Genomic DNA, 11,997 nt, shown 5'->3' on the forward strand with positions numbered 1-11,997 from the left:
CGGCTCAGTCATGACAGCCATACCCGAAACCCCCGGGTCCTCCGATCCTACGAACGACCAGATCAAACCCGTACTCGAAAGGTAGGACAGTCATGTCGCTGACCGACGAACTGCTCGGCACCGTCGCCGAACTGCGCCAGACGGTGGCCGACCTGCACGGCGAGCTCACCCGTTACGAGCTGGTCGCCTGGACCGCGGGCAACGTCTCGGCGCGCGTGCCGGGGCGCGAGCTGATGGTGATCAAGCCGTCGGGCGTCTCCTACGACGAGCTCTCGGCCGACACGATGGTCGTGACCGACCTGCACGGGCGGCTGCGGCACGGGGATCTCGCGCCCTCGTCCGACACCGCCGCCCACGCCTACGTCTACCGGCATCTGCCCGAGGTCGGCGGGGTCGTGCACACGCACTCCACCTACGCCACCGCGTGGGCGGCGCGCGGTGAGCCGATCCCTTGTGTGCTCACGATGATCGCCGACGAGTTCGGCGGCGAGATCCCGGTCGGGCCGTTCGCGTTGATCGGCGACGACTCCATCGGCCGCGGCATCGTCGAGACCCTCAAGGCCAGCCGTTCACCGGCGGTGCTGATGCGCAACCACGGCCCGTTCACCGTCGGGCGCACCGCGCGCGACGCGGTGAAGGCGGCCGTGCTGGTGGAGGACGTCGCCCGGACCGTCCACAAGGCCTTCGAGCTGGGTGCGCCCACGCCACTGCCGCCCGAGGACGTCGACCGGCTCCACGCGCGCTACCAGAACGTCTACGGCCAGCGCTGAGCCACCCCGCGCAGGACACGAGGAGAAAAATGGCTTCACAGAACAAACCCCAGGTCTGGTTCCTCACGGGAAGCCAGGCGCTCTACGGCGAGGAGACCCTCGAGCAGGTCGCCGGGCAGTCGCTGGAGATCCAGCGGCTGCTGGCCTCGACCGGACGGCTGTCGGCCGAGCTCGTCGGCAAACCGGTGCTGACCGAGGCGGCGGCGATCCGCCGGCTGTTGCTCGAGGCCAACGCCGACTCCGAGTGCGTCGGCGTGATCGCCTGGATGCACACCTTCTCCCCCGCCAAGATGTGGATCGGCGGGCTCGACGCACTGCGCAAACCGTTGCTGCACCTGCACACCCAGCTCAACGAAGCGCTGCCGTGGCGCAGCATCGACATGGACTTCATGAACCTCAACCAGGCCGCGCACGGCGACCGCGAGTTCGGGCACGTGCTCACGCGGCTGTCCGTGCCGCGCAAGACCGTGGCCGGGCACGCGGGCGACCCGCTCGTCGTGGACCGGATCGACGCGTGGGCCCGCGCCGCGATCGGCGCGGACCACCTGCGTGAGCTGCGGCTGGCCCGCTTCGGCGACAACATGCGCGACGTCGCCGTGACCGAAGGCGACAAGGTCGAGGCCCAGCTGCGCTTCGGCGTCTCGGTCAACACCTACGGCGTGAACGACCTGGTCGCGCTCGTCGACGCCGTGTCCGAAAAGGACACCGACGAGCTGGTGGCCGAGTACGCCGAGGCCTACGCGGTGGTGCCCGAGCTCGCCGAAGCCGGCGCGCGCCACGACGCCTTGCGCTACGCCGCCAAGGTCGAGCTGGGGCTGCGGCGGTTCCTCGGCGACGGCGGCTTCGGCGCGTTCACCACGAACTTCGAGGACCTCGGCGGCCTGCGCCAGCTCCCGGGCCTGGCCGTGCAGCGGCTGATGGCCGACGGTTTCGGCTTCGGTGGCGAAGGCGACTGGAAGACCTCGGCGCTGCTCGCCGCGGTGAAGGCGATGGGCACCGGCACCGGCCGCGGCACGTCGTTCATGGAGGACTACACCTACCACTTCGGCCCCGGGGCGCCGAAGATCCTCGGCGCGCACATGCTGGAGGTCTGCCCGAGCATCGCCGCCGCCCGTCCGTCGTGCGAGATCCACCCGCTCGGCATCGGCGGCCGGGAAGACCCGGTGCGGCTGGTGTTCGACGCCGCGCCCGGCCCCGGCGTGGTGCTCGGCCTCGCCGATCTCGGCGACCGCTTCCGCCTGGTGGCCAACGAGATCGAGGTCGTCCCGCCCGACGAACCGCTCCCCCGGCTGCCGGTCGCCCGCGCGGTGTGGCGGCCCGCGCCTTCGCTCGCCACCTCGGCCGAATCGTGGATCACCGCCGGCGCACCCCACCACACGGTGCTGACCCAGGCCGCGCCGATCGAGACGCTGCGCGATTTCGCGGACCTGCTCGGCGTCGAGCTGCTGACCATCGACGCCGACACCACCCCGTCGGCCTTCGCCGACCGCATTCGCTGGAACCAGGCCTACCACCGGCTCGCCCAGGGCTTCTAGGAAGGAGCACGAACAATGAAGTTCAGCCGAGGGATCCGAGTTACTTTCGCTGCCGCGCTGGCCTTGACGCTGGCCGCGTGCGGGTCGAGCGTCAAGACGGCCGACCAGGCGCCGGCCGCCGGCTCGTCGGCCGGCGCGCTCGTCGGCGTCACGATGCCGACGAAGTCGTCGGAACGCTGGATCCACGACGGGGACAACATCAAGTCCGCGTTGGAAAAGCTGGGGTACAAGGTCGATCTGCAGTACGCCGAGAACGACATCCCCACGCAGGTCAACCAGATCGAGAACCAGATCACCAAGGGCGCGAAGCTGCTCGTGATCGCCTCCATCGACGGCACCGCGATCACCACACAGCTGCAGGAAGCCGCCGACCACAAGATCCCCGTGATCGCCTACGACCGACTCCTGCTCAACAGCCCGAACGTGGACTACTACGCCACGTTCGACAACTACAAGGTCGGGGTCGAGCAGGCGAACTCGCTGCTGAAGGGCCTGGGCACCGGACCGGGTCCGTTCACCATCGAGCTGTTCGGCGGTTCGCCGGACGACAACAACGCCACGTTCTTCTTCAACGGCGCCATGTCCGTGCTCAAGCCCCTCATGGACAGCGGCAAACTCGTGGTGAAGAGCGGCCAGACGACGTTCGCGCCGACCGCGATCCTGCGCTGGGACCCGGCCACCGCGCAGCGGCGCATGGAGGACCTGCTCACCAAGACCTACGGCGGTGGCGCGAAGGTCGACGGCGTGCTGTCGCCCTACGACGGCCTCTCGATCGGCATCCTCTCGGCGCTCAAGAGCAACGGCTACGGCTCCGCCGGCCAGCCCTACCCGGTCGTCACCGGGCAGGACGCCGAGGTGGCGTCGGTGAAGTCCATCATCGCCGGCGAGCAGTACTCCACGGTCTTCAAGGACACCCGCAAGCTCGCCGATGTCACCGTGAAGATGGCCGACTCCGTGCTCAAGGGCGGCAAGGCCGAGGTCAACAACACCACCGACTACGACAACGGCAAGAAGGTCGTGCCCTCCTACCTGCTGCAGCCCGTGGTCGTGGACAAGAGCAACTACCAGAAGGAGCTGCTCGACTCCGGCTACTACACCGCGGGGCAGCTGAAGTGACGGAACTGCTCGGCATGCGCGGGATCACCAAGACCTTCCCCGGGGTCACCGCGCTCGCCGACGTCACCCTTTCCGTGCGCGCCGGGGAGATCCACGCGATCTGCGGGGAGAACGGCGCCGGGAAGTCGACGCTGATGAAGGTGCTCTCCGGCGTGCACCCGCACGGCAGCTACGACGGCGAGATCCGGTTCGACGGTGAAGAGTGCGCGTTCGGCTCGGTGCGCGACAGCGAGCGCCGCGGCATCGTGATCATCCACCAGGAGCTCGCCTTGTGCGGGCAGCTGTCGATCGCGGAGAACATCTTCCTCGGCAACGAGCGGGCGCGGCGCGGGTTCATCGACTGGAACCGCACCAACCACGAGGCCGGCGAGCTGCTGCGGCGCGTCGGCCTCGCGGAGAACCCCGTGACGCCGGTGCGCGACCTCGGCGTCGGCAAGCAGCAGCTCGTGGAGATCGCCAAGGCGCTGTCGAAGCAGGTGAAGCTGCTCATCCTCGACGAGCCGACCGCCGCGCTCAACGACGACGACTCGGCGCACCTGCTCGACCTGCTGCGCGGGCTGCGCGACGAGGGCGTGACGTCGGTGATCATCTCGCACAAGCTCGGCGAGGTGATCGCGATCGCCGACACCGTCACGATCCTGCGCGACGGGCGCACGATCGAAACGCTCGACGCGGCCGGGCTCACCGAGGAGCGGCTGATCACCGGAATGGTCGGGCGCGACCTGGAGCACCGGTTCCCGCCGCGGGAGCCGGACATCGGCGAGGAGGTGCTGCGGATCGAGGACTGGACCGTGCACAGCCCCACCCAGCCGGGCCGGGTCGTGGTCGAGGGCGCCAACCTCTCGCTGCGGCGCGGCGAGGTGGTCGGCCTGGCCGGGCTGATGGGCGCGGGCCGGACGGAGCTCGCGATGAGCGTGTTCGGGCGCTCCTACGGCACCGGCATCTCGGGTCGGCTGATCAAGGACGGCGTGCCGATCGAGGTGCACTCGGTCCGCGACGCCGTGCGGCACGGCATCGCCTACGCCACCGAAGACCGCAAGCGCTACGGGCTCAACCTGATCGAGGACATCCAGCGCAACGTCTCCGCGGCCGGGCTGGGCAAGCTGGCGCCCCGCGGCTGGGTGAACGAACACGCCGAGCACGACACCGCCGCGCGCTTCCGGCGCGACCTGCGGATCAAGGCGCCGACCGTGCGCAGCGTGACCGGGAAGCTCTCGGGCGGCAACCAGCAGAAGGTGGTGCTGGCCAAGTGGATCTTCACCGACCCGGACGTGCTGATCCTCGACGAACCGACCCGAGGCATCGACGTCGGGGCGAAGTTCGAGATCTACACGATCATCAACTCCCTTGCCGCACAAGGGAAGGCGGTCCTGGTCATCAGCTCCGAGCTGCCGGAGCTGCTCGGCCTGTGCGACCGGATCTACGCGCTGTCCGCGGGCCGGGTGACCGGTGAGGTCACCCGGGCGGACGCGACCCAGGAGCTGCTGATGCAGTACATGACGAAGGAACGCCCATGACCACAACGGACACGGCCCGGCCCGCCACTGCACCGGCCGCGCCCGCGGGCCGCCGGATCTCGATCAACCCGCGCCAGAGCGGGATCTACGTGGCCTTCGCGCTGATCGTGGTGCTGTTCGAGGTGCTCACCGGCGGCGCGCTGCTGGAGCCGCAGAACATCTCCAACATCATCGTGCAGAACTCCTACGTGCTGATCCTCGCGATCGGCATGATCCTGGTGATCATCTCCGGCCACATCGACCTCTCGGCCGGGTCGGTGGTCGCGATGACCGGCGCGGTGTCCGCGGTGCTGATGGTGAACCTGCATGTGCCGTGGCCGCTCGCCGTGCTCATCACGCTGGTGACCGGCGCGGTGATCGGGGCGTGGCAAGGCTATTGGGTCGCCTACTTCGGCATCCCGGCGTTCATCGTGACGCTGGCCGGGATGCTGGCGTTCCGCGCGCTGACCCTGACCGTGCTGGGCAACCAGGGCATCGGCCCGTTCCCCGACGCGATCCGCACGCTGTCCAACGGCTTCACCGACGGCTACCTGGGCAACATCGGGCTCGGCCCGCTCGGCGGCGCCGACCTGGTGAGCCTCATCGTCGGGGTGCTCACGGTCGCCGCGATCGCGGTCACCCAGCAGCGCAAGCGTTCCGCGCGGCTCGGGTACGGGCAGGACGTGGACCCGTACCCGGTGTTCGTCGCGAAGGTGGCCGGGGCCGCCGTGCTGGTGCTCGCCGTGGTGGTGCAGCTCGCGCGGTTCAAGAACCTGCCGTGGGTGCTGATCCTGCTGGCCGTGCTGGTGGTCGGCTACTCGCTCGTCGCCGGGCGTTCGGTGTTCGGCCGGCACATCTACGCGGTGGGCGGCAACCTCCAGGCCGCGACCCTCTCGGGCGTCAAGGTCAAGTCGGTGGCGTTCTGGATCTTCGTGAACATGGGCGTGCTGGCGGCGCTCGCGGGGATCATCTTCGCCGGGCGCCTCAACCAGGCCGGCCCGACCGCCGGCGTGAACTTCGAGCTGGACGCGATCGCGGCGGCGTTCATCGGCGGCGCCGCGGTGCAAGGCGGTGTGGGCAAGGTCGTCGGCGCGATCACCGGTGGCCTGATCATGGCGGTGATCAACAACGGGATGTCCTTGATCGGCGCGCCGAGCGAGCGGGTGATGCTGGTCAAGGGCGTGGTGCTGCTGGCGGCGGTCGCGTACGACATCTGGACGAAACGCCGGGGCACGGCCTAGCGTCCTCAAAGCCAGATGAGCAGGGCGGCCGGGTCGAGCATGCCGTGGGGGCAGGTGGCGGTCCTGCCGAATCGGGTGACCATGGCGCGGGATTCGCTCGAGACGGTTTACGCAGCGTTCGACGATGTTGCGGCGTTTGCGGGCGAGGAGGCCGGACCGGTGGGCGCCCACCGGTCCGGCCGCGGCGTCGGTTGGCCTGCGGGTCATGGCGCTCGGGGATGGTCGCCGGGATGTGCCGTCGGTGCAGGGAGGAGCGAATAGCGCGGCTGGGGTAGCCCTTGCCGCATCCGGCTCGCTGTGCCCGCCGCACGACCCGGCCACCACCTCGGTTCGGCCTTGAACAACCTCCCGTCGAGCACCCGACGGTCATCAACCCGCGGACGCCCCGTCGCACCCGACACGGGAAGCAACGGCGCGATCGTCTGCCACCGCTCATCGGTCAACTCATGGCTACGCACCACAACCCAAGAGCAAAGCAGCTCACCCTCACCCACTTTGAGGACACGGCCTGGGGCCGGTAGCGGCCAGGCGACAGGGCGCTTGGCCGCTACCGCCGGAAGAGCGTGATGGAGTGGCCGACCTCGTCGATCGGGGTGCTGGTGGCGAGAAGTGCCTTCAGGTGGGCGTCGGCCTTGGCGATCGAGGAGTCGGACACGGCGAGGAGGCCGTGGACCTGATCCGATGGCACGCGCAGCGGGTCGGCGGCGGTGATCCCGTAGGCCGCGGGCACGCCGCTGCCCTTGTAGATCAGCCACACACGCTCTCCCGGGTGGCGGGTGCGCAGGCGCTCGGCGAGGCGGCCGAGGTCCTGGCCCCAGTCGACGTTCGAATCGTGCAAGCGCAGGTGCGTTTCGGCCGGGCCGCCGAAGGCCTCGTTCGAATAGGGCAGGTAGTACGGGAACGTGAGCAGCGAGCTGACGGCGGTGAACGCGACGAGCGCGGCGGCGCCGATGCGGGCCCAGTGGCGCCGCAGCACGACCAGGCCGGCCGCCGCGACGGCGAGGAACATCGGGAGGAACACCGTGTAGCGGACGCCGAAGTCGCGGCTGCCGGTCATGGCGGCGGCGAGCAGCACGGCGGACGGGATCAGCAGGTACGGCGCCGCGGGGCGCAGGCGGGGAATCGCGAGGAGCCCGGCGATGCCCGCGAGCCACAGCGCCAGCGTGGCGAGCGGGGTCTTCACCAGGATCGCGGCCGGGAGGTAGTACCAGAGCGCACCGAAGTACAGGCGGCCGAACAAGAAGCCGCTCCACACCTGGTCCTCGAAGCCGAACTGCAGGTGCATGCCGTCGAGGTACGGCCGCGGCAGCGGGAGCCAGTCGGCGAGCGCGCGCACACCGTTCAAGGCCGGGAGACCCGGCGGGGCCGACCAGCGCAGCCGCGGATCCACGGCGAGGTAGGCGGCCCACACCACGGCCACGGCGACCACCGCCACCCCCACGACCGCGGCGACGAGGCGCAGCGGCTTCGCGGCTGCGTCGCGGGTCCGGTCGTACCGCCACACGGACCACGCGGCCAGCAGCAGCACCACCGGTACGGCGGGCAGGGCACTCATCTTCGTCGCAACGGCCGCGCCGAGCGCGAGTCCCGCGAGCGGCAGGTACCCGGCGGGCCGGCGCCGGGCGCGCCACACGAGCCAGGCGGAGGTGAGCAGGAACCCGGCCATCGGCACGTCGAGCGTGGCGAGCGACCCGTAGGCGATGACGTCGGGCGAGAACGCGTAGAGCGCGAGCGCCATCAGCCCGCCGACCGGGCCGGCGAGGTCCCGCGCGAACGCGAACACGACGAGGCCGAACAGCAGCGTGAGCACGATCATCGGCAACCGCGCCAGGAGCATCACCTCGCCGGGGTCGGCACCCGACTCGTAGACCACCTGACGGCCGAGCTGGGTCTCGTCACCGGCGAACGCGGGGTCGAGGTGCACGCCCGCGAACGCCACGCCCGAGGCAATGATCAGCTTGCCCAGCGGCGGGTGCTCGGGGTTGTAGCGCAGGCTGTGCTGGTCGAGGTACACGACGGCCGCACCGACGTACACGGGCTCGTCGATGGTCGGCGTCTGCTCGACGGCCGTGGTGACCATCGCGAAGGCCATCTGGGCCAGCAACACGAAGCCGATGAGCGCCAGTGCCCACCGCCGCCACGGGGACCTGGCCGGGCTCCCGGGGGTCACCTCGGCCACGCTCGTCAGCGGGCTCGTCGGCGGCGGCACCCCGGTTTCCTTCCGTGCGAGAGAGCAGGTCAGGAGCCATGCTACGTCTCGTGCGATGGCACGACCGGGGTGCTGACGCACGACGAAGCCGAGGCCTGGCGTGAGCAAGAGCGCTACGGCCGGGATCACGACACCGGCGGTGAGATTTCGTCCGGGCAGGCGAACCCGATCCGTGCGCGCTACCGCCCGAGTTCCCCCGCCCGGAGACAGCGCGACCGCCGCAATGGCCCCTTCCCGCCACCCCAACCCCGCTCCGATGCCGAGCACGGCCCACACCGAGAGGCCAGGGCGGCCCTACAGAAGCAACAGCACCTGATGTTCGCCCCAAGGCGGTCGGCCGTGCTCCCAGTCAGGCGCGCCACGACCAACCCGGCGGCCACGATCGCGACCGGTGACGGCCGCGAGCGCGACGGCCGGCACCGACGGCAGGTGCTCCAGCCCATGCGCGACGAGCCCGCCCGCGACGGCCGCCACCCCGGCGGCGATCAGCACGAACAGCCAACCCACGACCTCGGCCCGGGGACGGTCCGCCATCGTGACCCCCTGTTCGTGCTGACGCCGAGGCGGACGTCAGCGCCGCGGCGCCGGGACCGGTCCCGGTAATTCGGTTGACCCGGCTTCGTTCCCCCGATGCAGTGTGGCGCGACGAGCCACCGACCCGAGGAGCCGACTGCAGTGGAGATCCGCGCGACGACCGAGCAGGACTTCGACGTGTTCGTCGCCACCGTGCACACCGCGTTCGCGCGCTTCCCGGGCACGCCCGACGAAGACGGAGGCGGGACGTGGTTGTCGTCGCTCGAGCCCGATCGCGGTTTGCTGGCCAGCCTGGACCAACGGCCCGTCGGCACGGCGGCGGCGCATTCGTTCGAGCTGACGCTGCCCGGGGACGTCGTGGTGCCGGCGCCCGGGGTGACGGCCGTCGGGGTGCTGCCGACGCATCGGCGCCGGGGTGTGCTCAGCGCGATGATGCGTCACCAGCTCACCGATCTGCGGGCGCGCGGGGAGGTGCTGGCGGTGCTGCTGGCGTCGGAGGCCCCGATCTACGGCCGGTTCGGCTACGGGCCCGCGACCTGCACCGGCCGGCTGACGGTGCCGAGCCGCCACCCCCTCGCCGTGACCCGTGGGGGTGCGGCGGCCGACACCGGGTCGATCGAGGTCCTGCGCAGGGCCGACTGCCTCGAGATCCTGGAAGACGTCTACGACCGCTACCGCCGCGCCCAGCCGGGTGCGCTGTCGCGGCCGCACTGGTGGTGGGCCCTGCGCGCCGGACAGCCGCCGATCGCGCCGGCGCCCCGCTACATCGCCGTGCACCGCGGTGCCGACGGTGTCCCGGACGGCTACGCGAGCTACTCGCTCGACGAGCCCGACACGCTGACGGTCGACGAGACCATCACGTCCGATGACACCGTTTTCACGGCCCTGGCCCGGTTTCTGCTCGACCACGACCTCATGGCCCGGGTCGTGTTCAAGCATGTACCGCCGTCGCACCCCTTGCGCTGGCAGCTCGCCGACTTCCGCGCGGGCGAGGTGAGCGGTGACACCGACTGGCTGTGGGTGCGGCTGCTGGACGTCCCGCGCGCGCTGACCGCCCGCGGCTGGTTCGCCGACGGGGAGCTCGTGCTCGACGTCACCGACCCGTTCCTCGACGAGCACCACCGCCACCGGCTGACCGTGCGCGACGGCCGGGCCGAGTGCGTGCCGACGGATCAGGTGCCCGACCTGTCACTGGACGTGCGGGACCTCGGCTCGCTCTACCTCGGGGGCACTGCGCCGAGCACGCTCGTGCGGGCCGGGCACATCCGCGCCCACCACCCGGGCGCGGCCGCTGCCGCCGACGCGGTTTTCCGGACCGAGCGCGAGCCGCACTGTCTGCACTGGTTCTGATCATCGCGGGCGGGCCAGGCACGCGGGCTGCTCGGCCGCCCCTGTCCTCGGGGCTGTGGTGTGGCGGACCGGGTGCAGCATCGCCCGCGCCCGGCTGGTTCTACAGTGGACACTCCAGGCCCGGACGTAGCCACTGGCGTCGCCGGGTGCGGTGCTTCGGCGAAATCAGTCCTGCAGGTCGGGGTTGCGCACGACGAGGACCGGGCACAGCGCGTAGGAGATCACGCTCTGGCTGGTGGAGCCCAGCGCCAGCCCGGCCAGCCCGCCGCGGCCGCGGGTGCCGACCACCAGCAGCTGCGCGCGGTCGGCGAAGTCGAGCAGGCCGTCGGCCGGGCGTTGCTTCACGACCACGCGCTGGACGGGCACGTCGGGGTATTTGGCCTGCCAGCCGGCGAGGCGTTGCGCGAGCAGTTCACGTTCGTGGGCCTCGATGGCGTCGGCGTCGCCGGAGGACCCGGCCTCCTCCATCACCGCGGCGAGGAACCCTTCTTTCCAGCAGTGCACGGCGATCAGCGGCGCCCCACGCCACGACGCCTCCTCGAACGCGGCGGCGATCGCCACTTCGCCCACGGGCGTCCCGTCCACGCCGACCACGACCGGCCCCTCGGTCGGCGGCTCGTCCTCGGCGGTGTGCGCCCGCACGAACGCCACCGGGCACTCCGCGTGCGCCGCCAGCGAAACCGACACGGACCCCAGCACGACCCTGCGCAGCCGGTGCAGGCCCTGCGTGCCCAGCACCAGCAGCCCCGCACCGGCCGACTCGGCCCGCAACGCCGCCGCCGGCTGCTCCGGCCGCAGCACGGCCTGCACCGCCACGTCGGGCGCCACCTCCGCGGCCGCCGCCCGGGCCCGCTCGAGCACCCGGTCCCCGCGCGCGCCCACGAACCGCTGCGCGTCCTCATACGTGGGCGCCGCGTGCGGATACGTCTCCGGAATCTCGTCCACGGCGTGCACCAGCCGCAACCCGAGGCGCCTCTCCCGCGCCACCCGGGCCCCCCACCGCACCGCCATCACCGACGACTCCCCCTCGTCGATCCCGACGACGACATCGGTGGGCGTGGAGGTCATGGCGTGCCTGCCTTCGGGTCGGCTGGGGGGTGGTTCGGACTGTAATCGGCGGGGGATGGCGGCGGAGGTGGCCAAGGGACCCTCGTCCGGGTGACTTTCGGCCGGGGTGTGTCGGGCCGGCTGCAGGGGAGGCAGCCGCGCCGGGTCACGCCAGCGGCACCGCCGGATCCCCGAGCACCACCAGTATCCGGGACGGCTCTTCTCCGCCGTCGCCGTAGATCGACACCCGGTTCAGCACCCGTTCGACCGGCAGCTCGAGCCGAAGCTGTCCGTTCGGGTCGTAGATCGCCAGGGATTGGCGAGGTAGTTCGATTTCCCCACGATGCGGGAGTTCGAGGCCGCTGCTGTCCGCGGGCTCTTCGACGCACGTCACGCCGATCGCCCGTTCGCCGCCTCGCGTACTCCCAGGTAGAGCGAGTCCTCGCCGACGTGAACGTTCTGTGCCGCGGCGTCCCACCCGGGGTGCTCGTTCTCGCTGTCAGGCGCCGAGATCACCACAAGTCCGAAGGCGAACCGGGCGATTCCGCCGCCGTGGAAGCCTTCGCCGGCCACGTCGACGGCTGTCACATCGATCATCACCGCAGCGCCTGCATCGGTCCGTTCACCACCACGGGAGGCGGGCGCCCGCCGCCGCACCGCGCAGCCGCGATGCCCGCCCCGGTCCACCACCCCACGAGG

Annotated in this window: 11 protein-coding genes; 6 read left to right on the forward strand and 5 right to left on the reverse strand. The window is 71.1% G+C overall.

Annotated elements, in window-relative coordinates:
* Window positions 1-92 precede the first annotated feature (92 nt).
* From ACWEOE_RS29585 to mmsB, 5 genes are read left to right on the forward strand one after another with little or no spacing between them, the layout of a single operon-like run.
* A complete protein-coding gene (locus tag ACWEOE_RS29585; RefSeq protein ID WP_452014834.1) occupies window positions 93-770 on the forward strand; it encodes an L-ribulose-5-phosphate 4-epimerase in 678 nt (225 codons plus the stop codon).
* A 29-nt stretch (window positions 771-799) separates the two neighbouring features.
* Window positions 800-2,305, forward strand: coding sequence for an L-arabinose isomerase (araA, locus tag ACWEOE_RS29590; protein ID WP_452014836.1), 1,506 nt, complete (start codon window positions 800-802; stop codon window positions 2,303-2,305).
* A 15-nt stretch (window positions 2,306-2,320) separates the two neighbouring features.
* Window positions 2,321-3,421 (forward strand): multiple monosaccharide ABC transporter substrate-binding protein, encoded by a 1,101-nt coding sequence (chvE, locus tag ACWEOE_RS29595; protein WP_452014838.1) that lies wholly within the window; start codon window positions 2,321-2,323, stop codon window positions 3,419-3,421.
* Window positions 3,418-4,938, forward strand: a complete 1,521-nt coding sequence (gene mmsA / locus ACWEOE_RS29600; RefSeq protein WP_452014840.1) for a multiple monosaccharide ABC transporter ATP-binding protein — start codon at window positions 3,418-3,420, stop codon at window positions 4,936-4,938. The genes chvE and mmsA overlap by 4 nt, the downstream gene beginning before the upstream one ends.
* Window positions 4,935-6,158, forward strand: a complete 1,224-nt coding sequence (mmsB, locus tag ACWEOE_RS29605; RefSeq protein WP_452014842.1) for a multiple monosaccharide ABC transporter permease — start codon at window positions 4,935-4,937, stop codon at window positions 6,156-6,158. The genes mmsA and mmsB overlap by 4 nt, the downstream gene beginning before the upstream one ends.
* A gap of 547 nt (window positions 6,159-6,705) precedes the next feature.
* Here the strand turns inward: mmsB and ACWEOE_RS29610 are convergent.
* Entirely contained in the window at window positions 6,706-8,367 is a 1,662-nt protein-coding gene (locus ACWEOE_RS29610; RefSeq protein WP_452014844.1) for a phospholipid carrier-dependent glycosyltransferase, read from the reverse strand.
* Window positions 8,368-8,661: 294 nt separating this feature from the next.
* Window positions 8,662-8,901 carry a hypothetical protein gene (locus ACWEOE_RS29615; RefSeq protein WP_452014846.1) on the reverse strand — a complete coding sequence of 80 codons (240 nt, stop codon included), beginning with the start codon at window positions 8,899-8,901 and terminating at the stop codon, window positions 8,662-8,664.
* Window positions 8,902-9,042: 141 nt separating this feature from the next.
* On the opposite strand from ACWEOE_RS29615, the gene ACWEOE_RS29620 reads away from it, so the two are divergent.
* The gene (locus ACWEOE_RS29620; RefSeq protein WP_452014848.1) at window positions 9,043-10,251 is read left to right on the forward strand and encodes a GNAT family N-acetyltransferase; all 1,209 of its coding nucleotides are present in this window, start codon (window positions 9,043-9,045) and stop codon (window positions 10,249-10,251) included.
* Window positions 10,252-10,416: 165 nt separating this feature from the next.
* On the opposite strand, the gene ACWEOE_RS29625 is transcribed toward ACWEOE_RS29620, so the two are convergent.
* The 3 genes from ACWEOE_RS29625 to ACWEOE_RS29635 all read right to left on the reverse strand — a co-directional run bounded on the left by ACWEOE_RS29625 (window position 10,417) and on the right by ACWEOE_RS29635 (window position 11,988).
* On the reverse strand, window positions 10,417-11,319 hold the full coding sequence (locus ACWEOE_RS29625; protein WP_452014850.1) for a universal stress protein: 903 nt from the start codon (window positions 11,317-11,319) through the stop codon (window positions 10,417-10,419).
* A 145-nt stretch (window positions 11,320-11,464) separates the two neighbouring features.
* Complete coding sequence (locus ACWEOE_RS29630) at window positions 11,465-11,692, reverse strand: hypothetical protein (RefSeq protein WP_452014852.1); 228 nt, start codon at window positions 11,690-11,692, stop codon at window positions 11,465-11,467.
* Window positions 11,689-11,988, reverse strand: a complete 300-nt coding sequence (locus ACWEOE_RS29635; protein ID WP_452014854.1) for a hypothetical protein — start codon at window positions 11,986-11,988, stop codon at window positions 11,689-11,691. Before ACWEOE_RS29635 ends, ACWEOE_RS29630 begins: the two co-directional genes overlap by 4 nt.
* Window positions 11,989-11,997: the final 9 nt, after the last annotated feature.

The sequence above is a fragment of the Amycolatopsis sp. NPDC004368 genome, from assembly GCF_053602515.1.